The 24,480-nt window shown below is 63.9% G+C and carries 28 protein-coding genes; 9 read left to right on the forward strand and 19 right to left on the reverse strand.

The features are described 5' to 3' along the window. Positions 1-29: 29 nt before the first annotated feature. From ACMDW7_RS02230 to ACMDW7_RS02265, 8 genes are all read left to right on the forward strand, one after another. A complete protein-coding gene (locus tag ACMDW7_RS02230) occupies positions 30-494 on the forward strand; it encodes a hypothetical protein (RefSeq protein WP_377306177.1) in 465 nt (154 codons plus the stop codon). A 29-nt stretch (positions 495-523) separates the two neighbouring features. After that, a complete protein-coding gene (locus ACMDW7_RS02235) occupies positions 524-886 on the forward strand; it encodes a response regulator (protein WP_377305957.1) in 363 nt (120 codons plus the stop codon). A gap of 71 nt (positions 887-957) precedes the next feature. Then, positions 958-3,111 (forward strand): chemotaxis protein CheW, encoded by a 2,154-nt coding sequence (locus tag ACMDW7_RS02240; protein WP_377305955.1) that lies wholly within the window; start codon positions 958-960, stop codon positions 3,109-3,111. Between the two features lie 44 nt (positions 3,112-3,155). Then, positions 3,156-3,650 carry a chemotaxis protein CheW gene (locus tag ACMDW7_RS02245; protein ID WP_054126834.1) on the forward strand — a complete coding sequence of 165 codons (495 nt, stop codon included), beginning with the start codon at positions 3,156-3,158 and terminating at the stop codon, positions 3,648-3,650. Between the two features lie 28 nt (positions 3,651-3,678). Beyond that, complete coding sequence (locus ACMDW7_RS02250) at positions 3,679-5,103, forward strand: methyl-accepting chemotaxis protein (protein ID WP_414859594.1); 1,425 nt, start codon at positions 3,679-3,681, stop codon at positions 5,101-5,103. Between the two features lie 38 nt (positions 5,104-5,141). Further along, positions 5,142-5,312 (forward strand): hypothetical protein, encoded by a 171-nt coding sequence (locus ACMDW7_RS02255; protein ID WP_377305953.1) that lies wholly within the window; start codon positions 5,142-5,144, stop codon positions 5,310-5,312. Next, entirely contained in the window at positions 5,302-5,502 is a 201-nt protein-coding gene (locus ACMDW7_RS02260; RefSeq protein ID WP_414859595.1) for a hypothetical protein, read from the forward strand. Before ACMDW7_RS02255 ends, ACMDW7_RS02260 begins: the two co-directional genes overlap by 11 nt. Positions 5,503-5,548: 46 nt before the next feature. Continuing rightward, entirely contained in the window at positions 5,549-7,105 is a 1,557-nt protein-coding gene (locus ACMDW7_RS02265) for a methyl-accepting chemotaxis protein (RefSeq protein ID WP_377305951.1), read from the forward strand. Positions 7,106-7,417: 312 nt separating this feature from the next. Here ACMDW7_RS02265 and ACMDW7_RS02270 read toward each other — a convergent pair whose 3' ends face one another. The 14 genes from ACMDW7_RS02270 to fliF all read right to left on the reverse strand — a co-directional run bounded on the left by ACMDW7_RS02270 (position 7,418) and on the right by fliF (position 19,235). Next, positions 7,418-7,645 (reverse strand): hypothetical protein, encoded by a 228-nt coding sequence (locus ACMDW7_RS02270; RefSeq protein WP_377305949.1) that lies wholly within the window; start codon positions 7,643-7,645, stop codon positions 7,418-7,420. 144 nt (positions 7,646-7,789) lie between these two features. After that, positions 7,790-8,551 carry a flagellar biosynthetic protein FliR gene (fliR, locus tag ACMDW7_RS02275; RefSeq protein WP_377305947.1) on the reverse strand — a complete coding sequence of 254 codons (762 nt, stop codon included), beginning with the start codon at positions 8,549-8,551 and terminating at the stop codon, positions 7,790-7,792. Between the two features lie 21 nt (positions 8,552-8,572). Beyond that, the gene (gene fliQ, locus ACMDW7_RS02280; RefSeq protein ID WP_054127189.1) at positions 8,573-8,842 is read right to left on the reverse strand and encodes a flagellar biosynthesis protein FliQ; all 270 of its coding nucleotides are present in this window, start codon (positions 8,840-8,842) and stop codon (positions 8,573-8,575) included. Between the two features lie 33 nt (positions 8,843-8,875). Then, positions 8,876-9,646, reverse strand: a complete 771-nt coding sequence (gene fliP / locus ACMDW7_RS02285; RefSeq protein ID WP_377305945.1) for a flagellar type III secretion system pore protein FliP — start codon at positions 9,644-9,646, stop codon at positions 8,876-8,878. Then, complete coding sequence (gene fliO / locus ACMDW7_RS02290) at positions 9,639-10,043, reverse strand: flagellar biosynthetic protein FliO (protein ID WP_377305943.1); 405 nt, start codon at positions 10,041-10,043, stop codon at positions 9,639-9,641. Before fliO ends, fliP begins: the two co-directional genes overlap by 8 nt. A gap of 55 nt (positions 10,044-10,098) precedes the next feature. Continuing rightward, complete coding sequence (gene fliN, locus ACMDW7_RS02295; protein WP_377305941.1) at positions 10,099-10,542, reverse strand: flagellar motor switch protein FliN; 444 nt, start codon at positions 10,540-10,542, stop codon at positions 10,099-10,101. Continuing rightward, on the reverse strand, positions 10,532-11,539 hold the full coding sequence (gene fliM, locus ACMDW7_RS02300; RefSeq protein WP_377305939.1) for a flagellar motor switch protein FliM: 1,008 nt from the start codon (positions 11,537-11,539) through the stop codon (positions 10,532-10,534). Before fliM ends, fliN begins: the two co-directional genes overlap by 11 nt. 23 nt (positions 11,540-11,562) lie before the next feature. After that, on the reverse strand, positions 11,563-12,225 hold the full coding sequence (locus tag ACMDW7_RS02305; protein WP_377305937.1) for a flagellar basal body-associated FliL family protein: 663 nt from the start codon (positions 12,223-12,225) through the stop codon (positions 11,563-11,565). 244 nt (positions 12,226-12,469) lie between these two features. Next, a complete protein-coding gene (locus tag ACMDW7_RS02310) occupies positions 12,470-13,297 on the reverse strand; it encodes a flagellar hook-length control protein FliK (RefSeq protein ID WP_414859596.1) in 828 nt (275 codons plus the stop codon). A gap of 515 nt (positions 13,298-13,812) precedes the next feature. After that, positions 13,813-14,253 carry a flagellar export protein FliJ gene (fliJ, locus tag ACMDW7_RS02315; RefSeq protein ID WP_377305933.1) on the reverse strand — a complete coding sequence of 147 codons (441 nt, stop codon included), beginning with the start codon at positions 14,251-14,253 and terminating at the stop codon, positions 13,813-13,815. Next, positions 14,250-15,728, reverse strand: a complete 1,479-nt coding sequence (gene fliI, locus ACMDW7_RS02320) for a flagellar protein export ATPase FliI (protein WP_377305931.1) — start codon at positions 15,726-15,728, stop codon at positions 14,250-14,252. Before fliI ends, fliJ begins: the two co-directional genes overlap by 4 nt. After that, positions 15,725-16,456 (reverse strand): flagellar assembly protein FliH, encoded by a 732-nt coding sequence (locus ACMDW7_RS02325; RefSeq protein ID WP_377305929.1) that lies wholly within the window; start codon positions 16,454-16,456, stop codon positions 15,725-15,727. Before ACMDW7_RS02325 ends, fliI begins: the two co-directional genes overlap by 4 nt. Before the next feature lie 32 nt (positions 16,457-16,488). Further along, positions 16,489-17,496 carry a flagellar motor switch protein FliG gene (gene fliG, locus ACMDW7_RS02330; protein ID WP_377305928.1) on the reverse strand — a complete coding sequence of 336 codons (1,008 nt, stop codon included), beginning with the start codon at positions 17,494-17,496 and terminating at the stop codon, positions 16,489-16,491. Positions 17,497-17,528: 32 nt separating this feature from the next. After that, complete coding sequence (fliF, locus tag ACMDW7_RS02335; protein ID WP_377305926.1) at positions 17,529-19,235, reverse strand: flagellar basal-body MS-ring/collar protein FliF; 1,707 nt, start codon at positions 19,233-19,235, stop codon at positions 17,529-17,531. A gap of 248 nt (positions 19,236-19,483) precedes the next feature. Between fliF and fliE the strand changes: the two genes are divergently transcribed. Beyond that, positions 19,484-19,816 carry a flagellar hook-basal body complex protein FliE gene (gene fliE, locus ACMDW7_RS02340; RefSeq protein ID WP_377306175.1) on the forward strand — a complete coding sequence of 111 codons (333 nt, stop codon included), beginning with the start codon at positions 19,484-19,486 and terminating at the stop codon, positions 19,814-19,816. Positions 19,817-19,968: 152 nt separating this feature from the next. Here the strand turns inward: fliE and ACMDW7_RS02345 are convergent, their stop codons facing one another. The 5 genes from ACMDW7_RS02345 to ACMDW7_RS02365 form a co-directional block, all read right to left on the reverse strand. Beyond that, positions 19,969-20,268 carry a flagellar protein FliT gene (locus ACMDW7_RS02345; protein ID WP_054127186.1) on the reverse strand — a complete coding sequence of 100 codons (300 nt, stop codon included), beginning with the start codon at positions 20,266-20,268 and terminating at the stop codon, positions 19,969-19,971. 9 nt (positions 20,269-20,277) lie between these two features. After that, positions 20,278-20,691, reverse strand: coding sequence for a flagellar export chaperone FliS (gene fliS, locus ACMDW7_RS02350; protein WP_377305925.1), 414 nt, complete (start codon positions 20,689-20,691; stop codon positions 20,278-20,280). 129 nt (positions 20,692-20,820) lie between these two features. After that, on the reverse strand, positions 20,821-22,230 hold the full coding sequence (fliD, locus tag ACMDW7_RS02355) for a flagellar filament capping protein FliD (protein WP_377305923.1): 1,410 nt from the start codon (positions 22,228-22,230) through the stop codon (positions 20,821-20,823). 125 nt (positions 22,231-22,355) lie between these two features. After that, positions 22,356-23,204: a flagellin gene (locus ACMDW7_RS02360; protein WP_377305921.1), complete on the reverse strand. Its 849-nt coding sequence runs from the start codon at positions 23,202-23,204 to the stop codon at positions 22,356-22,358. Between the two features lie 324 nt (positions 23,205-23,528). Then, positions 23,529-24,371: a flagellin gene (locus ACMDW7_RS02365; RefSeq protein ID WP_377305919.1), complete on the reverse strand. Its 843-nt coding sequence runs from the start codon at positions 24,369-24,371 to the stop codon at positions 23,529-23,531. Positions 24,372-24,480 lie beyond the last annotated feature (109 nt).

Here is a 24,480-nt window from a genome sequence, read left to right on the forward strand (position 1 = left end):
CCGAGTTTCAGGAGATTGCTTTCATGGAAATGCAAGCCAGTCACGGCGAGGCCCCCGCCGGAGGCGAGTTTGGCAGCCCCCAGCAGCGAATGTTCGTTGCCGGGCTGCAGGACCACCTCATGCTCGCTTCCACCGATCTGGAGCGGCTGCATGGCCTGCTCAACGACGCGTCCGAGCAGCTGATGGGGCATTTCGCCTCCGCCAGCACGCATCTGGGTCGCTTCACCGGCGAAGCCGGTTCGATGCTTGCCGAAGCCCCGGGCTTGTCGGAGCTGCGCCATCACCTGGCCGGCGCCGTCACTGCGCTGCAGTTCCAGGACATGGCCAGCCAGCTGATCATCCATACGCGAAAGCGCATCGGTGTGGTGGCAGACGCCCTGGTGGTCGAGGCCACCGACGGCGACGAACTCGAAGCCGTACCGGTCCCCACTGAACTTCGCGACAACCCCGTGACCCAGTCCGAGATGGATGCCGGGTCGATCGAACTCTTCTGATTCCCGACTCGCATCCAAGGAGCAAGACCATGCATTCCATTCTCGCCGTAGACGATTCCGCCTCGATGCGCCAGATGGTGGCGTTCACCCTGAAGAGCTCCGGCTACCAGGTGATTGAAGCCGTGGATGGCCAGGACGCCATCGAAAAGCTGGACGGCCGGTCTGTGGACCTCGTCCTGACCGACCAGAACATGCCCCGCATGGACGGCATCTCGCTGGTCAAGAAGCTGCGTGCCACGCCTCAGTACACGAGCACCCCGATCCTGATCCTGACCACCGAAAGCTCGGATCAGATGAAGCAGGCGGGCAAATCTGCCGGCGCAACCGGCTGGCTGGTCAAGCCCTTCGACCCGGTCAAGCTGGTCGAAGTGGTCAAGAAGGTCATTCGCTGACCCTGTCTGAGCTGCATTGACCAGCGTGACGATGCGAGTCCGCCCCCGGTCCGACGAACGAGGAATCAATCATGGGTGAAATGACCAACGAAGGCGCCAACCTGCAAAGCGGCGGCTTCGACCTGACCCAGTTCTACCAGGTGTTCTTTGAGGAAGCCGGCGAGAACCTCACCAGCATGGAGCAGCTGCTGCTCGAGCTGGATGTGGACAACGCCGACGACGAAGAACTCAACGCCATCTTCCGCTGCGCGCACTCCATCAAGGGCGGCGCCGCCACCTTCGGCTTCGCCGACGTGGCCGAGCTGACGCACCAGATGGAAACGCTGCTGGACAAGCTGCGCCGCCACGAGCTCGGGCTGAATACCTCGATGGTGGACACCCTGCTGACCTCGGGCGACATGCTCCGTGCCCAGCTGGCGCGCCATCAGGGTGCCTCCACTGAAGTCGTGGACACCGCGCAGCTGCTTGCCGACATTGCGGCGCACTTGAGCGGCCAGCCGGTGGCATCGGCCGCTCGGCCGTCGTCTTCAGCTGACGCACCCGCTGCAGCACCTGCTGCGGCTGCGCCGAGCACTGCACCCGCAGCGCCTGCGCAGCGCACCCTGGAGATCGTGGTCGGCCCGCTGAGCAACCCGGCACAGGCCGATGATCTGCTTGAACTCTTCAAGGAAGTCGTCGATCTGGGCACCATGAGTCCGATGGACGATGGCAAGGTCGACGAAGCTGGCAAGCGTCGCTTCAAGGTGATCACCAAGTCCAACGACGCCGATCTGATCGATCTGTTCTCGTTCCATGTGTCGCGCGAGCAGATCCAGATCGTTGACCACACCGAAGCGCCGAAGTGCGACACCTCCACCGGTACCGGCATCGAGGGCTTTGGGCTGTTTGCCGATGTGCCGGAAGCCGGCGCGCCGAAGGCTGAAGCAAAGGATCCGGGTTACGGCTTCTTCGTCGACCCGAACACGCTGCCGGGCAAGGCGGAGGTCAAGCCGGCTGCCCCGGCCGCACCCAAGGCAAGCGCCAAGGCGGAGTCCAAGGCGCCGGCGCCTGCCGCGGCCGCGGCAGACTCGACCATCCGTGTCTCCGTGGAGAAGGTTGACCAGTTGATCAACCTCGTCGGCGAGCTCGTGATCACGCAGGCCATGCTGGCGCAGAACGCGCGCGGTCTGGATCCTGTCGAGCATCAGCAGATGATCGCCGGTCTGAACGATCTGGAGCGCAACACCCGTGACCTGCAGGAAGCAGTCATGAGCGTGCGCATGATTCCGATGAGCTTCGTGTTCAGCCGCTTCCCGCGCATGGTGCGCGACCTGACTGCCAAGCTGGGCAAGCAGGTTGAACTGCATACCGTGGGTGAAGCCACCGAACTCGACAAGGGGCTGATCGAGAAGATTACCGACCCCCTGACCCATCTCGTGCGCAACAGCGTCGACCACGGCATTGAGAAGCCGGAAGACCGAGTCGCCAAGGGCAAGCCCGCACAAGGCACCGTGACCCTGTCTGCCCAGCACCAGGGCGGTTCGATCGTGATCGAGGTCAAGGACGACGGCCGCGGTTTGAACCGCGACAAGATCCTTGCCAAGGCACGCGAGAAGGGCATCCCGGTCGCCGACGAAATGACCGACCAGGAGGTCTGGCAGCTGATCTTCGCGCCGGGCTTCTCCACCGCCGAAGCCGTGACGGATGTGTCCGGCCGCGGCGTAGGGATGGATGTGGTGAAGAAGAACATCACCAGCCTGGGCGGCACGGTCGAACTCGATTCCGCCGACGGGCTGGGGACGCGCGTCTCGGTGCGCCTGCCCCTGACCCTGGCCATCATGGATGGCATGAGCGTGGGCGTCGGAGATGAGGTCTACATCCTGCCGCTGGGCAGCGTGGTCGAGAGCTTCCAGGTCGACGACAAGCAGGTCCGCACCATCGGCGGCAGCGAGCGCGTGGTGGAAGTGCGCAATGAATACATGCCGGTGGTCGCGCTCGAAGAGCTCTTCAACGTGCCGCGCTTCGACTGGGACTCCAACGGCGGAATCATGGTCATCGTCGAGTCCGAAGGGGGCCGCGTGGCCCTGCTGGTGGATCAGCTGATCGGCCAGCATCAGATCGTGGTGAAGAACCTCGAAGCCAACTACCGAAAGATCAACCACGTCTCAGGCGCCACCATCATGGGTGACGGCCGCGTGGCACTCATTCTCGACACGATCAGCCTTGTGCGGCGCTCGCGTCACTAAGCGTTCAGTGCGAACAGTCCCAAGCCATTCTCTAGGAGCAAATCATGGGCAAGATGGAAAACTTCGGCAACCTCGCACTGATCGGTGCGAAGGAATTCCTCACCTTCCGCCTCGGCGAGGAAGAGTACGGAATCGACATCCTGAAGGTTCAGGAAATCCGCGGGTATGAAAACCCCACGCGCATCGCCAATGCGCCAGCCTTCATCAAGGGCGTGGTCAATCTGCGTGGCGTGATCGTCCCGATCGTGGACATGCGCCTTAAGTTCAACTGCGCCAGCGCTGAGTACAACAGCTTTACCGTGGTCATCGTCCTGAATGTGGGCGGCCGCGTCGTGGGCATGGTCGTGGACAGTGTGTCCGACGTGCTCGAGCTGCAGAACGAGAACGTCAAGCCCGCCCCGGAGCTGTCTTCCGCTATTGACGCCGCCTTCATCATGGGCCTGGGCAGCGTGGGCGAGCGCATGCTCATCTTGCTGGACATCGAGCATCTCATGCACTCCCCCGACATGTGCCTGACCGACGGTCAGGCCGCCGCCTGATCTTGATGGCTCTCAGGAGGGACTCCAGATGCTGAACCGATTTTCCATCAAGCAGCGATTCATCCTCATGTTCGTGGTGGTGATCTCTGCAGCCATGACCACGCCCGTCCATGCGGCATTCAATACCCCGATGTGGGGTCGCATGACGGTGACGGCTGTCTTCGTCACCGTCCTGTGCTGGCTGTTCTGGGCCACATTGCGCTCCATCACCAAGCCCCTGCACGACGTGCAGGCGCTGGCCGAGCGGATGGCAGTCGGTGACTTGAGCGAAGACCTCTTCGTCGACGGTACCGACGAAGTTGCAAAGACCGTTGCAGCCATTCAGCGTGTACAGGAAAGCCTGCGCAACACGGTGGGACAGATCCGTGTAGCGGCAGACTCCATCACAACCGCATCCACCGAAGTGGCTGTGGGCAACCAGGATCTGTCCGGCCGTACAGAACAGACAGCGAGCAGCCTGCAGGAGACTGCAGCGTCGATGTCACAACTTTCACAAAACGTGAATCAGAATGCCGAGTCGGCTCGCCAGGCGAACCAGCTGGCCAGCGCAGCAAGCATGGATGCCATGCGCGGTGGCGAGGTGGTGGGCAGGGTCGTTGAGACCATGACCGACATCAGCACGGCGTCGCGCAAGATCAGCGAGATCATCGGTGTCATCGACGGCATCGCTTTCCAGACCAACATCCTGGCGCTGAACGCCAGCGTGGAAGCCGCCCGTGCCGGTGAGCAGGGCCGCGGCTTTGCCGTGGTGGCATCTGAAGTGCGCAATCTCGCCCAGCGCAGCGCCGAGGCCGCCAAGGAGATCAAGACCCTGATCGGCGCCAGCGCCGAGAAGGTCGAGACCGGCAGCCAACTGGTGGCGGATGCTGGCAGCGTGATGAACGAGATCGTCGCCAGCGTGCAGCGTGTGACGGACATGATCGGCGAGATCACGGCCTCCACCACCGAGCAGGCCAGCGGCATCGCGCAGGTCAACCAGGCGGTGAACCAGCTGGATCAGATGACCCAGCAGAACGCTGCGTTGGTTGAAGAGTCTGCTGCGGCGGCTGAAAGCCTGAAGGATCAGGCCGTTCGGCTGGCGCAGTCCGTGAGCGTGTTCAAACTGGCCGCACAGCGTGCAGCACAGAGTTTCGTGGCGGCAACTCAGCCGCAGGCTGCGCTGGCCGCAGCCGGTGCGTCTGCGCCAGTCAAGCCGTTTGCTGTGACTAAGGTTGCGTCAAAGCCCGTCGCCAAGCCCGCTGCAAAGCCGGCGGCCAAGCCCAGCGCGTCCTCGGCTGACACGCCTGCTGCCGCCATCAAGTCTGCAAGCAGCAGCGTTCCTTCGCACAGCGCACCTGCTCCCGTGGCTGCCGCTGCGCCGGCCGCGAGCCCCGCTGCGCCAGCGAAGCCGGCCGCTGCACCCGCGCCAGCAACAGTGGGTGCTGGTGCCAGCGACGACTGGGAAGAGTTCTGAGCTGACTTGGACAAGCCCGCGCAACGGAGGCTGGCGAAATGACACGTTCGAAATTGACCGGCAATAGCTTCGAAGTCGTCGAGCGAGACCTGTCGCCTGCGGTACCCAGCGCCGGGACGCGAGTGAGTCTGCGCGCGATGCGGCGAGTCAAGAAGGACGTGTTGATGAACGTCCCGAGCCGCATCGAGCGTGGCTGGCATGACCGGTGAGATCACCGCCAGCAACTTGGAGCAGACCAGAGATGTCACGCAGCTCGTTTCGGCGGTGGGTCCAATGAATCGTTCGATTCAACATCGCCCTGCGCTGGCGGAGCAACGTGCCGCCGCGGCCGAGCGCCTGGAGCATCGTGCGCAGCCTCTGGCGCACGCGGTCGGTGTGAATCGCCGGTCAGTGACCTGAGCATGAACTGTAAGAAGCGCCTGGAGGCGGCGCAGAGGGGATTGAGATGTTCAAGAACTTGAGTGTTGCCGCGAAGATGGTCGGTGTGATCGGGCTCCTGCTCCTGTCCACAGCGATCACGGCTGTCACGGCGGTGGTGATGTTGACCGTACAGGGCAACAAGTTCGGTGCCGTGCTGGACGGTGACGTCGCACAGTCGCAGCGCTTGGCGGAGATGCGCGCCAAGATGGCGGTCATGCGGCAGCACGAAAAGGACGTGTTGCTTGCAGGTGGAGACCCCGAGAAAGTTGCAGCCTCCGGCAAGGCGTGGAAGGCTGAGCTGCAGAACGTGCAAGCGCTGCTGAAGACTGTTGGCGACAGCAACTCGGACCAGGCCATTGCCACCGAGGTGGCCAAGATGAGCGATGCCGTCGCGCAGTACGCCAAGAACTTCGACAGCGTGGTTGCAGCCATGGGCGGCGGCAACCCGATGATGAGCATGTTCGCCGAGACCGCGCTTGGGCCGGTCCGCCAAATGATCGCCAAGGCGGACGAGGCCGCCAGTCAGATCGTGAAGCTCCAGCTGGATGACGCAGCCCGCAAGCGCGCGGAAGCCGCCAGCTACAAGCAGGTTGCCGTAGTTGCGGAACTCACCGTTCTGGCTGTGGCGCTTCTGGTCGGCATCGGTGCCGGCTGGTGGCTGATGCGCACCATCAAGGGCCCGCTGGATGAGGCGCGCCGCTTTGCCCGCCGCGTGGCTGAAGGAGACTTGGCCGCGACGATCGATATCCAGCGTGGTGATGAGTTTGGCCGGCTGCTTGAATCTCTGGTCGAGATGCAGGCGGCTCTGCGCAGTGTGGTGTCTGATGTCCGCGAGTCGGTGTCGTCGATCTCGGTGGCTTCGTCCGAAGTCGCAGTCGGCAATCAGGATCTTTCGCAGCGCACGGAGCAGGCTGCCAGCAATCTGCAACAGACCGCCTCAGCGATCGAGCAACTCACAGCCACGGTGTCCCAGTCCGCCGACAATGCGCGCCAGGCCAGCCAGATGGCGCATGCTGCAAGCGCTGACGCTACGCGCGGTGGCGAAGTGGTGGGCAAGGTGGTTCACACCATGCAGGAAATTTCGTCTCACTCCAAGAAGATCAACGAAATCATTGGCGTGATCGACGGGATCGCCTTCCAGACCAACATTCTGGCGCTCAATGCCAGTGTGGAGGCCGCACGCGCCGGCGAACAGGGCCGCGGCTTTGCAGTGGTAGCCGGTGAAGTGCGCAATCTCGCCCAGCGCAGCGCGCAGGCCGCCAAGGAAATCAAGACCCTTATCAGCGCCAGCACCGAGCGTGTGGCCGCTGGTAGCGAGCTGGTGCAGACCGCTGGCGCTGCCATGAGCGACATCGTCAGCTCGGTGAGCCGCGTGAGTGACATCATCGGCGAGATCAGCTCTGCGATGAGCGAGCAGACCAGCGGGATCGGCGAGGTCAATGGCTCCGTGTCTCGTCTGGACCAGATGACTCAGCAGAACGCAGCACTGGTTGAAGAGTCTGCCGCAGCAGCCGAGAGCTTGAAGGATCAGGCCGAGCGTCTGGCCCGCGCAGTGAGCGTGTTCCGAGTTGAAATGGCTTGATCGCGAACCACAAGTTGCGCACCACAAGCAGCGCCGCAAGGCGCTGTTTTTCATTTGTTGGCCATAAATGAGCTATTTATAAAGCAGCAAAAGTTACTTTCCGCTTATTGGATATATGTTTCGAGGCCAATGCATCAACATGTAATCGTGGCCGATTTTTATCATGAATTGCGCACGCTCCCGGTGCGTGCAAGCGCTGATCGGCAGACGCTGCGCGCTTGCTCGGATACTCGGCGCTCCACTTTGAATGCAGAGCGAATCTTGGGTGTGCGCTGGCCCCACCTCGCACTGCCGGTTGACGAGCTGGATGCGTCAGTCAACTTCTTCAGTCGTTATGGCGGCCTGGCCGTGGTCCGGGATCGGCGGCTGGAGGGCGGCAGCACCGTCTGGCTTGGCCCGCCGCATGAAGGGCGGGCCGATCCAGAGTGCGTGCTCGTGCTGAAGCACGCCGAGGTCAAGACGCCCGTCGATCACCTCGGCTTCCAGTGCGTTTACCGAAGCGACGTGGATGCGGTAGTCGCGCGAAGGAGACGCCGACATTCTCGTTGGCAGGCCTCGCGATGCAGGTGGCAGCATCGGCTGCTACGTGCTGGTTCGTGAGCCCGGCGGCCACCTGCTGGAGTTCACGCTTGGCCAACCCATCCTCGGTCTGGGTACGCAAATACAGGGCTCCGCAGCGAGCGCCTAGCCGAGAATCCAGCCCAGCATCCGCTCGATCGCAATCGTGAGCGGCTGCTGCATGAAGGGCAGGGTGATGAACAGTGCCACCAGCCCGGAGATGACCGTGACCGGAAAGGCCAGCGAGAACACCTGAAACTGCGGCGCAACCCGGCTCATCACGCCGAGCGCCAGATTCATGAAGCCGATCAACACGATGAAGGGCAGCGCAATCGTGAGGGCGATCTCGAACATCTGCGCGCCCAGCTGCATCATGGGCACGGCGCCCAGTACTCCCAAGGGATTGGAACCCACCGGAAACAGCTCAAAGCTCTTGGTAATGGCCGCGAGCAGCAGGTAGTGGCCGTTCATGGCGAGAAAGAGCAGCATGGTGAGCACACCCATCATGCGGTTCACCGCATTGCTCTGCCCGCCCTGCGTCGGGTCGAAGAAGGACGCGAACCCCAGACCCATCTGCAGGCCGATGAGTTCGCCAGCCAGCTCGATGGCGGCAAAGACCAGACGCACCGTGAATCCGATGGTCAGGCCGATCAGTACCTGCTGCACTGCCAGGCCGAACATCGGGACCAGATCCAGCGTACGTGCCGAGGCGGGGACGTCCGGCGCGAGCAGCAAAGCGATCAGTGCTGCCAAGGCGATCCGTACACGCGTAGGCACGGCGCGGTTGCCCAGGAAGGGGGCGACGGAGAACAGCGCCAACACCCGAATGAACGGCCAGATGAAGGCCGCAACCCATCCCAGAACGAGGCTGTCGGTGAACTGGATCACGGCTCTGGCGCTGGGGCGGGATCAGCCGATCGCACCGGGGATGGATTCGATCAGCGTGCGCAGGTAGCTCACCATCATGCTCATCATCCATGGGCCTGCAATCACCAATGCCGCGATGACAGCGACCAGCTTGGGCAGGAAGGACAGCGTGGCTTCGTTGACCTGGGTGGCGGCCTGAAAGACGGCCACCACGAGGCCGACGGCCAGCGCAGTCAGCAGCAAGGGAGCCGAGATCATCAGGAGCAGTTGCAGGGCCTGTTGACCGAGCGTCATCACGGATTGGGCGTTCATCATGGAGTCCTGTTGAGGGTGCCGATCAAGGCGCTAGGTACCGACGTGGAAGCTGGCAACCAGCGAGGCCACGAGGAGGTTCCAGCCGTCGGCCAGCACAAAGAGCATGAGCTTGAAGGGCAGGGCCACCAGCACGGGCGACAGCATCATCATCCCCATGCTCATCAGCACGCTGGCGACCACCATGTCGATGATCAGGAAGGGGATGAAGATCATGAAGCCGATCTGGAAGGCGGTCTTCAGCTCGCTGATCACGAACGCCGGGACCACCACTCGCAGGGGAAAGGCTTCCGGCTTCGTGTCTGCGGGCACCTTGCCCAGTCGGGCGAAGAGCGCGAGATCCGTGTCGCGGGTCTGGCGCAGCATGAATTCCTTCAGCGGCACCTCGCCGCGCTTCATTGCCTCTTCAAAACCGATCTGGTTTGCCGATAAGGGTTTGTAAGCCTCTTCGGTGATCCGGTCTGTGACCGGAGCCATGACGAAAAAGGTCAGGAACAGCGCCAGGCCGATCAGCACCTGGTTGGGCGGCGTGGTCGTTGTGCCCAGTGCCTGCCGAAGAAGCGACAGCACGATGATGATGCGCGTGAAGCTCGTCATCAGAAGCAGGATTGCTGGGATGAAGGACAGGGCCGTCATCATCAGCAGCGTCTGCACCGGCACGGAATATGTGGTCGTGCCGCCGCTGGTTTGCGAGGTCAGCTGCAGGGGGCTTGACTGAGCTACGGCATCGGGGGCAAACCATGCCAGGCCAGCGGCGGCCATCAACACGGCGCCCGCTTTCAGAGCGGAGGGGAGCTCACGCATTGCGCGTCTCCTGCGCCTGCTTGAGCGATTCGCTGAACCCTGCGGGGGCAGGCGTCTCGCTCAGCAGGTTGATCTGATTCGGCGTGATGCCGACTACCAGGCGCTTGCCGGCTACCTCGACGATGGCGATGCGCTCGCGCGCACCCACCGCCACGGCGCTCACTACTTTCAGTTCGCTTGCGGGAGCGCCCTTGAGCCGACCGCCGCGCTTGAGATACCAGGCCCCTGCCACCATCGCGATGAGCAACAGGACCACCATGAACATGGATCCGCTGGAGCTTGCGGGGACTGCAGAGGCCGCGACCGGACCGGCGGCCTGCTGGGCGAAGCAGATCGCGCTCAGGCTCAGGGTGAGGCTCGCGCACAGAGCAGAGCGAAGAAGGGCAGGGCTGTTCATCAGGGTCTCCGGGCAGCTCTCGCGGGGCAACGCGGGCTGTCCAGCCGATTGAGGTCTAGTGGCGGTTCAGGCGCTTCATGCGCTCTGAGGGCGTGACGATGTCCGTCAGGCGGATGCCGAACTTGTCGTTCACCACGACCACCTCGCCTTGAGCGATCAGGCAGCCGTTGACGAGCACGTCCATGGGTTCACCAGCCAGTGCATCCAGTTCGATCACGGAGCCCTGGGCCAACTGCAGGATGTGCTTGATCGGAATGCGCGTACGGCCCAGCTCCACCGTGAGCTGGACCGGAATGTCCAGGATCATCTCGATGTCGTTGTTGCCGCCGCCCTGACCGGGTGCGGCAAAGGGCTTGAACAGCGTGGCCTGAACCTGCTGCGCGGGCAAGGCAGACTCGGTGGGTTCGTCCACAACGGCTGTGCCACTCTCGGCGGCGGCCTGCTGTTCAAGGGCGGCCGCCCATTCGTCGGCCATCGCATCCTGGTTCTCAGCGCTCATCGGAATCTCCGATCCAATCCTGGGCCTCTCGGCCTGTCAAAAACTCTTCAATTCGGAAGGCGTAGTGCCCGTTGACTGTTCCGTAGCGGCCGCCGAACACGGGGACGCCGTCCACCTTGATCTCGATCTGCTCGGGGATATCCATCTCGATGAAGTCCCCAGGCTTCAGGGCAATCAATTCGCCCACAGTGATGCTGCTCTGAGCCAACTCCGCTCGCATGACCACGTCGGCACTCTGGATCTGCTTGGTCAGCAGCCGAACCCACCGCGTGTCGGTCTCCTGGCTGTCCCCTTGCAGGGACGAGTACAGGATGTCGCGGATCGGTTCGAGCGTGGAGTAGGGAATGCAGAAGTGGATGTCGCCCGAGCTCTCGCCAATTTCGACAGTGAACGCGCAGGAGACGACGATTTCCGAAGGCGTGGCGATGTTGGCGAACTGGGTGTGCATTTCGCTGCGCTGATACTCCAGCGACAACGGGTAGATCCGCGCCCAGGCCTTTCCGTACTCCTCGGTGATGACTTCGAGCAGGCGCTGGATGATGCGCTGCTCGGTGGGTGAGAAGTCGCGGCCCTCGATGCGGGTGTGAATCGTGCCGCTGCCGCCGAACAGGCAGTCGATTACGGTGAACACCAGCGTCGGATCGCAGATGATCAGGCCCGAGCCGCGCAGCGGCCGGACATGCATGATGTTGATGTTGTTCGGCACGACGATGTTGCGCAGGAAGGCGCTGTACTTCTGCACCTTGACTGGGCCGATCGAGATCTCGGGCGAGCGCCGCAGGAAGTTGAAGATGCCGATGCGCAGATTTCGCGCAAAGCGCTCGTTGATGATCTCCATCGTGGGCATGCGCCCACGAACAATGCGTTCCTGGCTGGCCAGGTCGTAGACACGTACGCCGCCGTCTTCGGAGTCTCCCTCCGAGGTCTGCTTCTCGCCTGTGACGCCCTCAAGAAGGGCATCGACTTCGTCTTGCGAGAGAAAGCTTGCGCCGGCCATGGGCTTCGCTCTTTGTGCAGGAATCAGTGAACGATGAAGCTGGCGAAATGCACTGCCAGCACTGGATTGGGCGACCCGCTCTTGAACTGTTCGCGATGCTGCTTCTCGAGCATCGACTTCATCTGTTCGAGCTGTGCGACCTGCTCAGGCGCCATACCGGGCTGCGGCATGAGCTGCGGCGGCACGACAAACTTGGGCGGTGCCTGCCAGCCCAGCTGTTTGCCCGCTGCTGACGCGATGTCCATGCCCAGGGCCTGCTTGCCCTCGTTGGTCAGCAGTTCGGCTGCGGTCTTGTCGGCAATGGCGAACAGGATCTCGTTACGCAGGATCGGCATGCGCAGCTTGAGCGCATCCTCCACTTCCTTGGCCGCGACCTCGAGCGTGACTGAGATCTGGGCGAACTTGTCACCCAGGCCGGGTTCCGGCTTCAGATTGACCGTGAAGGGCTCCAGAGCCACGAAGATGGGCGGGTTCTTGGGATCAGGTGCCTTGAACTTGGGTGCATCGGCCTGCGCGGCCTTGCCTTCGCCGCCTTCTTCAGCGGCAGCAGCCTTCTTCTTCATCATCACGAGCGCCGCAGCGCCACCGCCGCCAAGCAGCAGCACGGCCGCGGCGATGATGATGATCAGCTTCTTCTTGCCCTTTTTGGGGGGTGCTGCCTCAGCGGGGGCTTCCTTGGCGGCCATGGGTCCCAGTCCTTGATCGGTGTTGGCGTGCGGTCTGCACAGGCGCGCCGAAGGGGGGTCGGCGCAGCAATGAAGTCATTGTGCGATCGCACCCGACGAGGGAATGGGGGGATAAGGCCTGTGAACCCGGCGCTATTCCGGGCCGGTTATCGGTCCGGAATGGCCGCGCTTGAGCGGCTTTCGCTGAAAGCTGGACACGCTTTGCCGTCTGCCGAGTTGCGCAGACGGCAAAGCGTGCGGCGGTTCAGGCGAAGATCGATAGTCGGCCCGCACCTGGTTGGCGGGTTGCGGGCGCTGCAGCGAGCGCGGCGTCCAGCACCGGACTGTCGCGCAGTTGCGCGGCCCGCCAGTTGCCACCTGAGCGCTGTGCATCTGCATGTTCTCGATGCTGCCCGTGGAACTGCGCGCCGTGCTGCCCGGGGTCGGCCGAGAACGTCTGGGTCTGCGTGCTGGCTGCGACGAGCTGGACGCCCTGATTGGCCAGCAGTTCCTTGAGTTGAGGAAGCGCCGCTTCAAGTGCGGCACGCGCGGCCTCCGTGCCTGCCGAAAAGTTCACCTTTGCTTCGTTGTCCCGGACCTTCAATGACACTGACACGGTACCCAAGGCCTCGGGGTGAAGGATCATCCGTGCCTCGCCTGTGCCGGCACGCAACATCAGACCGATCCGATCCCCAAGCTGATGTGCAAAGGCGGGCGTATCGGCGCGTGCGCTCAAGTGAAACGTAGCCAGCGCGTCCGCGCTACCCGCACGTTCCTGAACGGGTGAGAGTGCGGTGTCCATACGCTGAATCAGGGCCATGGGTGCGGGGTCTCCGGCGCGCACTGCGCTGAGCATCTGCGGCGCGAGCCTCGCACTGGACTCCGGAGAAGCCGGGCCGAGCGTCGTCGCCGCGACGGTGAACGAACCTGCCTCCGGGGCTGGCGCGCTGGCGGCCACCTGCTTGAGCTCGTTGGGTGCGGCTGCGGGCACTGTGCGGTTACGCTGCTTGGCCGCGGGTGTGTCGGCTGCGGGGCCAGGCTTCGCATCGGCTGAGCCGGAATCGACCGCTTCACTGCCCTTTGGTGAAGACATGCGTGCTGAAGCCGGGAGGCCTGCGGACTCTGCCTGGGGCTTTGCCTGCGTCTGCGCAGGTGCGGATTCGAGCGCGTCTTCGCCTCCAGCTTCCGGCGAAGACGCCGTCTGCTCGGCGGCGCTGTCGGCGCTGCCTGACGCGCCGGAGTGTTCAGGGCGGCCAGCCTGTGCTGCAGCAGGCGCACCGGCGGCGTTCCCGGCGGGGGTGTTGGGGCGCGGTGGAGTACCCGCGCGAGACTCTGTACCGGTCGCGCCGCTGAGTCCGCGCGCTTCTGCGTCCGGCCCTGTGGGTTGTTCTCTGTGTTTCTCAGGTACGCGCGCCGAGCTACCGGAGTCACGGCGTGTGTGTGCCTGCCGGGCCTCCTGATTTTGCTGCTCGCGCAGCATCTGCTCGCGAAACGCTTCCACGGGCTGTGCGGCACGCGGTTGCGCAATCGAGTTCTGGTCCGCAGGCCGCTGAACATCGCCCAGACGCAGACTGTTTGCAGTGAACTGACCCAGTGACATGTCGATTCCTAATTCAGGTGGCCTGTACGGCGCTGGTGCATGAGCCGGTTGGCCATCTCGTCATTGGCGAGCTGCTCGCGGCGGGCTGAGGCGCTTGCCGCCTCGCGCAGCTTGATCTCGCGCCACTTTTCAAGCGAGTTCACGCGCTGCATGGCCACGGATAGCGCTTGTCGGCGCTCGACGATCAGTGCTTCCAGACGCACGGTCTCGTCAAATGCGCGGTCAATCGTGCTGTCCAGCACGCCCGTGAATCTGGAGATGCCTTGAAGCTGGGCAACATGCTGGACGCCGGAGCGTTGCTGGTCATAACCGTCGCGGAACTGCGTGAGCTGTGCCAGCTGGTTCTGCGCGGCTTGCTGGGCGCCCAGGGCCTGGGCGAGGGCGCGCTCGCAGGCCAGTTGTTCGTTGCTTGCAGTTTCTATCAGCAATTCGAGGGCTTTGGGACTCATGCCGATTCACCTTCGTGGTGGAGTGCATGCGGCAGGATGCGGCCCAGTAACGCCCCCAGATCAGACACGCTGGAAGAGGTGCTGGCGCCTTCGCGCATGGTCTGTCGCAGGAAAGCTTGCATCTGTGGTGCGAGCTGGATAGCACGATCGAGCTCGGGATCGGCACCGGGTACATAGGCACCCACAGAAAGCAGCTCGCGCGAGCGCGAGAAGCGCGACCACAACGCCTTGAAATCTCGTGCAGCCTCGAAGTGCTCGGACGACACCACGTTGTGCATCACGCGCGAGATCGACTGCTCGATATCGATGGCGGGGTAGTGGCCTTCTTCGGCCAGGCGCCGTGTGAGCACAAAGTGGCCGTCAAGGATGGCGCGTGCCGCGTCGGCAATCGGATCCTGCTGGTCATCACCTTCGGCCAGCACCGTGTAGAAGGCAGTGATCGAGCCGCGGCCCGGCAGGCCGTTGCCCGCGCGCTCCACCAACTGCGGCAGCTTGGCGAAGGCCGAGGGCGGATAGCCCTTGGTGGCGGGCGGCTCACCGATCGCCAGCGCGATTTCGCGTTGCGCCATCGCGTACCGCGTCAGCGAGTCGATCAGCAGCAGGACGTTCTTGCCCTGATCGCGGAAGTGCTCGGCAATTGCCGTGGCATAGGCGGCGCCCTGCATGCGCAGAATGGGCGGCGCATCAGCCGGCGCGGCCACCACCACTGCGCGGGCGATGCCGTCCTCACCCAGGATCTCTTCGATGAACTCACGCACTTCGCGGCCGCGCTCACCGATCAGGCCGATCACGGTGACATCTGCCTGCGTGTGTCGGGCCATCATGCCCAGCAGCACGCTCTTGCCCACGCCGGAACCTGCGAACAGCCCCAGGCGCTGCCCGCGACCGACCGACAGCAGGGCATTGATGGCGCGCACGCCGGTATCCAGCGGCTCGCGCACGGGGTCCCGATCCATCGCATTGATCGGCCGACGGATGATCGGGCCCGGCTTGACGGTTGCCAGCGGGCCCTTGCGGTCCAGCGGCTCACCGCATGAGTCCACCACGCGACCCAGGAGACCGTCGCCCATGGGCAGGTGCCGCGTGCGGTCTTCGGTGCGGCGCCAGGGGTGGTTGTAGACACCGAAGACGGGCGCGTCTGCCAGAAGGTCCTTCGGTACGACGCGTGCCCCCGGTGCGAGGCCATGCACCTCGCCCGTGGGCATGAGGAAGAGCCGGTCCTGTGCGAAACCCACAACTTCAGCCTCGAGCGCGGAAGACAGATCCGGTGTGAAGGGCGCATCGTGCGGGACGATGCTGACGAGCGAGCCAACCGGAAGGCGCAGGCCTGCGGCCTCCAGCACCAGACCAGCGACCCGCGTGAGCGTGCCATGGCACTCGAGCTGCACAGGGGTGCGCGCATAACTGCGGTAGTCCGAGAGGAACTGCTGCCAGCGCTCGGCCGGGACCCGCTGGGTGTCCATGATGGGACTCATTCGGGCTTGCCTTCCTGCTCAGCGCCGGACCAGCATTCCTCGCTGCCGTCGGACTGGCGGCCAATAGCAGCCAGTGCCCGGCGCCAGCGGGCGGCCAGCGTGGCATCCACAACGGCGCTTGCCGTCGTCACGCGACATTCGCCCCGTGCCAGCGCGGGGTCTGCCTTGAGCAGCATGCTGCGCGCGTCCAGCTCTGCGGACAGATGCTGGCCGATGAGCGCCATGTCCTCGGCGCTTACCCATACTGTGGGCTTGTTCACGGAGTCGATCAGGGTGCGCAGGGCTTCGTCCACGACCGTGCAGATGCTTTCCGGTCGCGTCTGGACTTCGGCGCGCACGACCTGGCGTGCTATCTCGATGGCCAGATCAATCAGCGAGGACGCAGCCTGTCTCTCAAGGTGCTCCAGGCCCGATGAAAAGCGCTCTGCGATGCGCCCGACCTGCTGGGCCAGCGCCTGCATCTGAGCGGCCTGCCGCGCAGCGGCTTCGCCTTGCGCCTGTGACCAGCCCTTCTCGAAGCCCATGGAGAGCCCGGCTTTCATACCTTCGGCGCGCCCCGCGGCAAACACGGCATCGGCGTCCGCGCCATATCCAGCGGCACTCTGCGGGTTCAGGCTGCTGGGCGAGACCTTGGCGGCTGCGCTGCGTGCGGTCTTGCCGCCGAGGTTGTCGAACTTCCAGGTCTCGAAGCCGGGAAGTTCTTCCTTTGGGATAAAACGCGCACCCATGGCGTGTCCTCGTCAGTTCAGTGGCGCGGGCATCAGACGAACTCGTCGTCGCTGCCGGAGGAGAGCTGGATCTGGCCTTCGTCGGCCAGCCGGCGCACGGTCTTGAGAATTTCCTTCTGCTCGGACTCCACTTCGGAGACACGGACCGGACCCTTGTTCTCCATTTCCTCGCGCAGGCTTTCGGCCGCGCGGGTGGACATGTTGCGCAGAATCTTCTCCTTGAGTTCCTCGTCCGCACCCTTGAGCGCCACGACCAGGGACTCGGTGGAGACCTCGCGCAGCAGGGTCTGGATGCCGCGGTCGTCGAGCTTGTTGACATCGTCGAAAGTGAACATCTGGTCCATGATCTTCTGGGCCAGATCCGGATCGGCCTCGCGCACGGCATCGAGCACCGCGGTTTCGCTGGACGAGCCGAGGAAGTTGAGGATCTCCGCCGTGGTCTTCACACCACCCAGCGAAGCCTTCTTGAGCCGATCGCCGCCCTGCAGCACGCGCGAGAGCACATCGTTGAGCTCCTTGAGCGCGAGCGGCTGGATGCCGTCGAGCGTGGCGATGCGCATGACCACTTCGTTGCGCAACCGGTCCGTGAAGAGGTTGAGGATGCCTGAGGCGTGATCGCGGTCCAGATGTACGAGGATGGAGGCGATGATCTGCGGGTGCTCGTTGCGAACGAGCTCGGCCACGCTGCCAGCATCCATCCACTTGAGCGATTCGATGCCGGACACATCCCGACCTTGCAGGATACGGTCCACGAGCAGCGAGGCCTTTTCTTCGCCGAGTGCGCGATTGAGCACGCTGCGCACGAACTCGTCGGTGTCCGACACCAGCGAGCTGGAGGTGGCGGCGTCCGTGGCGAAGCGGGCGATCACCTGGTCGACGCGCTCGCGCTGCACCGTCTTGAGCTTGGCCATGGTTTCGCCCAGGCGCTGCACTTCCTTGGGAGACAGGTGCTTGAAGACCTCGGCACATTCCTCTTCGCCGATGGTCATCAGCAGCACTGCGCTGTCGGTCAGGCCCTCTTCGTCGACATTCGAACTCATGGTCGGTCTCGTTCAGCTTTTGGTCGTTGCGCTTACTGGGTCTCGGCCTTGCCGCCGGCCATCCAGTCGCGCACGATCAGCGCTACGGCCGCGGGGTTGTCCTTGGCAAAGGTACGCAGGTCGTTCACGTTCTCGTTCGGGGCCTGGTTGGGCAGCAGCGGTACGCCGGCGCGCTCGGGCGCGGGCAGCGCCTCGGCGTCATCCAGGACGGCATTGATTCGGCCTTCGGACTGCGCTGCTGCTGCCTGAGCCTCCTCGCGGGCGACCTGGGCGCGGCGCAGCGCCGGGCGGATCACGCCGAAGATGATGGCCAGTGCGATCAGCAACAGGGCCACAGGCATGCCGATGTTCTTGATCATGGAGCCTGCCTCGGGCTGCTTCCAGAACGGCAGCTCCACGGGCTTGGCCGCCTCCTCCATCTTGAAGGGCGCGTTCACGACGTTGATGCTGTCGCCACGGTCCTTGGAGAAGCCGATGGCCTCGCGGACCAGAGCGTTGATCTGCTCCATCTCTTTTTCAGGAATGGCGGTGAAGCTGGTCTTGCCACCCTTGTCCGTGTTTGCCTTCTGGTTCACCACCACAGCCGCCGAGATGCGGCGCACGCTGCCGGTGGCATTGCGCGTGTAGCGCACGGTCTTGTCGACCTCGAAGTTGGTCACGGCGGAGCGGTTGGACTGGCCGCCAGCGTTTTGGCCGGCCGCCTGGGGCGCAGGGTTGGCGCCATTGATCGGAGCCCTGGACTCGCCCGGGGGCTGATTGCTCAGCGCGCCAGGCACGCCTGCGGCCGCCGCGCCGGCGCCATTGCTGGCCTCCTGCGTGCTGGTGCTGCGGATGGCAGCAGGCTGATCGCCATTGTTGGGTTTGAATTCTTCGACCGTGGCTTCGGTGTGGTTGAAGTCGACATCGGCCTTGACCTGGGCGCGTACGTTGCCGCGGCCCACGATGGGTTCAAGGATGTCTGTGATGCGCTTGATGTAGGCTGATTCGAGCTGCGACACATACTGAATCTGGCCCGGGTCCAGGCCAGTCTTGTCCGCGCTGGCGTCTTCGCCGGAGAGCAAGGCGCCGCTGGAGTCCACCACGCTGACCTGCTTGGGGCTGAGTTCAGGCACCGAGGAAGCCACCAGATGGACGATGCCGGCGATCTGCGAGCGGTCCAGCGAGCGGCCGGGGTGCAGGTTCAGCAGGACGGAAGCACTGGGCCTCTGGTTGTCGCGTACAAAGGTGTTCTGCGCTGGCAGAGCAAGATGCACACGGGCGGACTGCACCGCGCCGAGCGCCCCGATCGAGCGCGAGAGTTCGCCTTCAAGGCCGCGCTGATATTGCAGGCGCTCCTGGAACTGCGTCATGCCGAAGCGCGGCGTGTCCATCAGCTCGAAGCCGACCGTGCCGCCCTTTGGCAGGCCTTGGCTGGCCAGCTTCAGGCGCGCGTCGTGCACGCGATCGCCCGGCACCAGGATGGCACCGCCACCTTCCGAGAGTTTGTAGGGCACTTGAAGCTTGTCCAGGCCCGCGACCACTGCGCCAGCGTCCTTGTCGCCCAGACCAGAGAAGAGCACGCGCCAGTCCGGTTCCTTGGTCCACATCAAGGAGACGGCCAGCACCGCGATCAGGGCTGCGATGCCGCCCAGCACGGCCATGATCTGACCGGGGCTGAAGCTCCTGACGCGTTCAACGAAGCTGGCAGAGGCCGCCGGGTTGGCGGCGCTGGAATTGAGTGCGAGGGCGTTGTCGGCCATGGTGGGCATCTGATGTGCGAGGGACCCGGTTTCGGGTCAACACCTGCATTCTCGTCAGCACAAGGCGCGCAACATGGCCTGAAAAGGCGGGTCCCGACCCTGTAGATCGACACATTGCCGGGCGATTGACCACCCTACGATGTCTCTATCGGCAGCCTCAGGCGCAACTTGAGGCGACGCCGGGAAATGAACCTGAATGTCGCAGCAATCCCCAGGACAAGGCCATGGACGCAGTCAAACTACCGGGCATGAACGCAGCGCTGAACAGCGCACTGCGCGCAGCGCAGGCCAACGGTCTCACGGGTGCGGGCGCCGGCCGCGCCGTGGCGGGTGCCGGCGGTACCGGCGGTACGGAGCAGGCCAACTTTTCCAACGTGCTCAGCGGCGCGCTCAAGCAGGTGAGCAGCGCGCAACTGCAGGCCCAGGCGCTTCAGCGCGAGTTCACGATGGAGAACCCGAACGTGAGCCTGGAGCAGACCATGGTCGCGATGCAGAAAGGCTCGCTGTCCTTCCAGGCCGCCGTCACGGTGCGCAACCGCCTGGTTCAGGCCTACAGCGACATCATGAACATGCAGGTCTGATTTTCAACGAAATCAATAAAAAGGCACCCCTTGGGGTGCCTTTTTAAATTATTGTTTGAAATACAAACAGGCCGAAATCCGCATGTGGAAAGCGGATCTCGGCCCGTCTGTGTGATTTCTCGATTCCTGAGATGCGCTGCACGCTGGGATGGTCAGTGTAGGGTTCGCCGCTGACCGCTGAGCGCGGCGTCCAGATCATCCAACCAGGGCTCGGCCAGCTGGCGCACCTCGGCGTCGTGCGCCAGGATGCGCTGCATCAGCCGCAGGCGGCGCCGGTCGTCCTCGCGGGTGAGCTGCTGCTTGCGCGCTGCCACGCGCAGCTGGGCGATCAGCACGACACAGGCGGATTCAACCCGCGCCACTTCATCCCAATGCCCGCGCCGTGCGGCGTCAAGCATTTCGGCGCTGGCATTGGCCAGCGCCTCGTACATGTGGAGGACGCTGTGACTCACGCGCACCCCTCAAGCAGCCAGGGCGGCGCGCGGGTTGGCACGTACCGATGGCGGGATCTGGGCCCAGGCGTCACGCAGTCCGCGGATCATGACGATCACATCCGAGAGCTTGGCTGAGCTGTCGGTCATGGCTGCGGCCAGACGTAGGGTGCAGTGCTCGTAGACCAGGTCCAGATTCTGAGCCAGGCCGCCGGGTGCATTGAAGTCCAGCCCGACACGCAGGCCTTCCTCGATCAGGCGCTGCCCCTTGGCCAGAGCGCGCGTGCGCTTGACCGGGTCCTTCTCCGTGCTCGCGTGAGCCAGTTCGGCCAGCAGCGCGTCGTAGAGCATCAGGATCAGACCATGCGGGTCCGCATGGGAGACGGCTGTTTCAGCGTGGATGGCGCGATACAGACTGGCGGCTTTGTGTGGGGCGGCAAACATGGCGTGGCCTCTGACTCCGTTTCCTCTTTATCGGCTGGGCTTGAGCGCAACTTGAAGCGCGCGAGCGGCCTGGAAACTCGGATTAGCGCGGGGTTCGTGGGTCAATTCCTGAGCTGCTCGGCCGGGCGCTCAGCGGTTCATCGAATTGATCAGGTTGGCCAGTGGCGACATGGCAGCCTGGATGCTGGAGAGCTGCGAGTCCAGAGAGCCGTATTGCTGTCGCAGGCGCTGCTCGGTGAGTTGCAGGCGCTCGTTGAAGCGATCCTGCCGACGCTGGTTGTCGGTGACGTTCTGCCGCCACGCAGTGATCTGCGTGCTGACCGAGCCGTCATTGCCGATCAGACCATTGACCAGGTTCACGAAGCGGTCACCAATACCCTGGCTGCTGAAGTTGCCCGCGGTCCCGTCGCGACTCATCAGATCACGAAACCGCGCCGGGTTCGCCAACGCCTTGTCCACCTCGGTCTGGTTGATGCTCAGCGTGCCGTCGCGGGCGATGTTGAACAGCCCTCCTGAGGACAGGCCGCCCGCGTCGTCCACCGCTGGATTGCGCACCATTGCGCGCAACTGGTTCAGCGCATTGACGGCGACGCGCTGACCTTGCAGAGGTCCGGCCGACTTGTTGCTTGGGTCGTACTTGGTCTGTGCAACCAGCGAGCTGTTGATCGCGTTGTAGGCGGTGACGAACTCGCCCAGCATCTTCTTGAGCCCGTCACTGTCCGTCGCCACCTGCAGGGTGACTGGCGATGCCGTGGTGTTCTTCAGCGAGATCTCAAGGCCGTCCACAACCCCCGTCACGGTGTTGGATGCAGAGCGCAGGTCCATGCCATTGAGGCGAAACAGCGCGTCCACGCCGGCTTGAACCTCGCGGGTGGCCGTCGCGGTGGGCGCTGCAGGGCTGTAGGCCAATGCACCCAGGCCGGGTGCCGGGCTTGCGCCGTCGTCGGTCGCGGTCACGCGGATGAGGCTGCCTTCACCGGATTGCTTGCTGCTCAGCACCAGACGTGCACCACCGGCATCGCGCACGATGGACGCGCTTACGCCGGCGCCAGAGGCATTGATTGCATCGCGAATGCCGGCCAAAGTGTTGTTCGCCGGCGAGATGGTGACCGTGGTGCCTGTGCCGTTCGGTGTGAATACGCCGCCAGTCATTGCGCCAATTTCAATCTGCAGCGATCCGCTGCCCACGACCGATGACGCATCGGTGACCGGTGCACTGGCGATCGATTGGGCCGATGCGAGACGCGAGACGGTCAGACTGTAGGTGCCCGGCGTGGCATTGCCGGCCGAGCGCGCCGTGGCCACCTTGTCATCGGACGAAGTGAATGTCGAGAGCATCAGGCCATCTGCAGACGCGAGCTTGCGCGCCGCGTCGCGCAGCGACGACAGCTGCGACTGCACCGTGCCCAGCGCGGAGATGCGCGAATTGATCGATCGAACCTCGGCCTGCATGGATTGCAGGGGCCGGCGTTCGACCGCCATCAGCGAGTCGACGATCGCCGCAACGTCGATGTTTCCGCCGCCTACAGCAGAGACCATGTCCAGTTCCTCATGTCACTGTTTCGTTTATCGGTGCACGGCGTGACGACTTGAGCGCCACTCGGCATGCCGACAAACGAAACAGGCCGGCATGCCGGCCCGTTTGCCTGGATCCACCGCGCCGATCAGCCGCGCAGCAGGCTGAGCACGCCCTGGGGCAGCTGGTTCGCCTGCGAGAGCATGGCGTTGCCGGCCTGCTGCAGCACCTGGGCACGCGACAGGTTGGCGGTTTCCGCCGCGAAGTCAGCGTCCATGATGCGGCTCTTGGCTGCTGTTTGGTTTTCGCGTGCGACCTGCAGGCTGGAAATCACGGACTGGAAGCGGTTCTGCGTGGCACCGAACAGGGCACGTTCGCTGTTGATGCGGTTCAGTGCGGCATCCAGGTTGTCGATCACGGTGGCGATCGACGTGGCGGTGGCCGTGCTGTTGATCGTCGCGGTACTCACCGTAACGGCAGCGATTGAACCGTCGGTCACCATGTTGTTCGTGGTCACGGTGATCGAATCGTTTACCGTTGTTCCAGCGCCGATCTGGAATGTGGTGGCACCGGCGGAGGCGCCCAGGATCGAGATCCCGTTGAAGGTGGTGCCTGCGAGTACGCGGCCGACTTCGGACTGCAGCTCGGCGAATTCGCGCTGCAGTGCGTCCTTGTCACCCGGCGAGTTGGTGCCGTTGCGCGCCTGCAGGGCAAGCTCGCGCATGCGCTGCATGGCCTCGGAGGCCTGGCCCAGCGCGCCTTCGGCGACCTGCGCCAGCGAGATGCCGTCGGCGGCGTTGCGCAGGGCAACGCTCATGCCGCGTGCCTGGGCATTCATGCGCTCTGCGATTGCGAGGCCTGCTGCGTCGTCCTTGGCGCTGTTCACGCGCAAGCCAGTGGACAGGCGCTGGATCGAGGTGGCCAGCGACGCCTGCGTCGTGCTGACGTTGCGCTGTGCATTGAGTGAAGCAAGGTTGGTGTTGATGACCTGAGACATGGCTGAAGCTCCAATAAAGTGAATCGTTCAAGCCCGGTGAATACGTACCGGGACCAGCCCCCTGCCCGACCCGATCATCCGTGCAGCGTCACAGGACGGCCAGGGGTCTGGGTCAGTACGTCCACGCAGCGCGCAGAGACGTACAGCCAAGAGTTCCAGAGGACTCGATGTCACATTAGGCGAGCGTCAGTTCTCGCGGTCGATCGAAAAACGACGAAAACCCGGCGCAGTTTTGCACCGGGTACCGCCGTCAGGCTGCCAGCACTTCGGCAGCCTGCTGGGCACGCGCAGGCGGAACACCTGCGCGAACCGCTTGCGCGCCGATCAGCGCAGCAGAGCCAGAACGCCCTGCGGCAACTGGTTGGCCTGCGAGAGCATCGCGTTGCCAGCCTGCTGCAGCACCTGGGAGCGCGACAGGTTGGCCGTTTCAGCCGCGAAGTCCGCATCCATGATCCGGCTCTTGGCGGCCGACTGGCTTTCACGAGCCACTTGCAGGTTGTTGATCACCGACTGGAAGCGGTTCTGCGATGCACCGAACAGAGCACGCTCGCTGTTGACGCGGTTGATGGCGGCATCGATGTTGTCGATCACGGTCGCCAGCGAGGTCGCCGTCGCGGTGCTGTTGATCGTGGCGGTGCTGGCTGTGACGGCGGAGATAGAGCCATCGGTCACCATGTTGTTGGTGGTGATGGTGATCGAGTCGTTGGCCGTCGTCCCTGCGCCGACCTGGAACACCGTCGCACCCGCTGACGCGCCCAGGATGGTCACGCCGTTGAAGGTCGTGCCGCCAAGCACGCGGCCGATCTCGGACTGCAGTTCGGCGAACTCGCGTTGCAGAGAGTCCTTGTCGCTGGGCGAATTGGTGCCATTGCGAGCCTGGAGGGCCAGTTCACGCATGCGTTGCAGAGCATCGCCCGCCTGACCGAGCGCGCCTTCAGCGGTCTGCGCCAGCGAGATGCCGTCCGCTGCATTGCGCAGGCCGACGTTCATGCCGCGCACCTGAGCGTTCATACGCTCGGCGATGGCCAGACCCGCGGCGTCGTCCTTGGCGCTGTTGATGCGCAGGCCGGTGGACAGACGCTGGATCGAGGTGGCCAGCGAGCTCTGGGTAGAGGTGACATTGCGCTGCGCGTTGAGCGAAGCGATGTTCGTGTTGATGACTTGCATTTTCGAAACTCCTTAACTGAGACAAACCCAACCCGGTTGCCAATTCAGGCCGGATTACCGGGACCTTGACCCCGACACCGCGGGGAATCTCGGCGCACTGCCTTGCCGA

This window comes from Piscinibacterium candidicorallinum (genome assembly GCF_047549485.1).
Lineage (GTDB): Bacteria > Pseudomonadota > Gammaproteobacteria > Burkholderiales > Burkholderiaceae_C > Piscinibacterium > Piscinibacterium candidicorallinum.

Coding starts and splice junctions, on each gene's coding strand:
- ACMDW7_RS02230 (WP_377306177.1), top strand. CDS start 30: ATGCAAGCCAGTCACGGCGAGGCCCCCGCCGGAGGCGAGTTTGGCAGC.
- ACMDW7_RS02235 (WP_377305957.1), top strand. CDS start 524: ATGCATTCCATTCTCGCCGTAGACGATTCCGCCTCGATGCGCCAGATG.
- ACMDW7_RS02240 (WP_377305955.1), top strand. CDS start 958: ATGGGTGAAATGACCAACGAAGGCGCCAACCTGCAAAGCGGCGGCTTC.
- ACMDW7_RS02245 (WP_054126834.1), top strand. CDS start 3,156: ATGGGCAAGATGGAAAACTTCGGCAACCTCGCACTGATCGGTGCGAAG.
- ACMDW7_RS02250 (WP_414859594.1), top strand. CDS start 3,679: ATGCTGAACCGATTTTCCATCAAGCAGCGATTCATCCTCATGTTCGTG.
- ACMDW7_RS02255 (WP_377305953.1), top strand. CDS start 5,142: ATGACACGTTCGAAATTGACCGGCAATAGCTTCGAAGTCGTCGAGCGA.
- ACMDW7_RS02260 (WP_414859595.1), top strand. CDS start 5,302: ATGACCGGTGAGATCACCGCCAGCAACTTGGAGCAGACCAGAGATGTC.
- ACMDW7_RS02265 (WP_377305951.1), top strand. CDS start 5,549: ATGTTCAAGAACTTGAGTGTTGCCGCGAAGATGGTCGGTGTGATCGGG.
- ACMDW7_RS02270 (WP_377305949.1), bottom strand. CDS start 7,645: ATGTCGGCGTCTCCTTCGCGCGACTACCGCATCCACGTCGCTTCGGTA.
- fliQ (WP_054127189.1), bottom strand. CDS start 8,842: ATGAACGCCCAATCCGTGATGACGCTCGGTCAACAGGCCCTGCAACTG.
- fliP (WP_377305945.1), bottom strand. CDS start 9,646: ATGCGTGAGCTCCCCTCCGCTCTGAAAGCGGGCGCCGTGTTGATGGCC.
- fliO (WP_377305943.1), bottom strand. CDS start 10,043: ATGAACAGCCCTGCCCTTCTTCGCTCTGCTCTGTGCGCGAGCCTCACC.
- fliN (WP_377305941.1), bottom strand. CDS start 10,542: ATGAGCGCTGAGAACCAGGATGCGATGGCCGACGAATGGGCGGCCGCC.
- fliM (WP_377305939.1), bottom strand. CDS start 11,539: ATGGCCGGCGCAAGCTTTCTCTCGCAAGACGAAGTCGATGCCCTTCTT.
- ACMDW7_RS02305 (WP_377305937.1), bottom strand. CDS start 12,225: ATGGCCGCCAAGGAAGCCCCCGCTGAGGCAGCACCCCCCAAAAAGGGC.
- ACMDW7_RS02310 (WP_414859596.1), bottom strand. CDS start 13,297: ATGTCTTCACCAAAGGGCAGTGAAGCGGTCGATTCCGGCTCAGCCGAT.
- fliJ (WP_377305933.1), bottom strand. CDS start 14,253: ATGAGTCCCAAAGCCCTCGAATTGCTGATAGAAACTGCAAGCAACGAA.
- fliI (WP_377305931.1), bottom strand. CDS start 15,728: ATGAGTCCCATCATGGACACCCAGCGGGTCCCGGCCGAGCGCTGGCAG.
- ACMDW7_RS02325 (WP_377305929.1), bottom strand. CDS start 16,456: ATGGGTGCGCGTTTTATCCCAAAGGAAGAACTTCCCGGCTTCGAGACC.
- fliG (WP_377305928.1), bottom strand. CDS start 17,496: ATGAGTTCGAATGTCGACGAAGAGGGCCTGACCGACAGCGCAGTGCTG.
- fliF (WP_377305926.1), bottom strand. CDS start 19,235: ATGGCCGACAACGCCCTCGCACTCAATTCCAGCGCCGCCAACCCGGCG.
- fliE (WP_377306175.1), top strand. CDS start 19,484: ATGAACGCAGCGCTGAACAGCGCACTGCGCGCAGCGCAGGCCAACGGT.
- fliS (WP_377305925.1), bottom strand. CDS start 20,691: ATGTTTGCCGCCCCACACAAAGCCGCCAGTCTGTATCGCGCCATCCAC.
- fliD (WP_377305923.1), bottom strand. CDS start 22,230: ATGGTCTCTGCTGTAGGCGGCGGAAACATCGACGTTGCGGCGATCGTC.
- ACMDW7_RS02360 (WP_377305921.1), bottom strand. CDS start 23,204: ATGTCTCAGGTCATCAACACCAACCTTGCTTCACTCAATGCACAGCGC.
- ACMDW7_RS02365 (WP_377305919.1), bottom strand. CDS start 24,371: ATGCAAGTCATCAACACGAACATCGCTTCGCTCAACGCGCAGCGCAAT.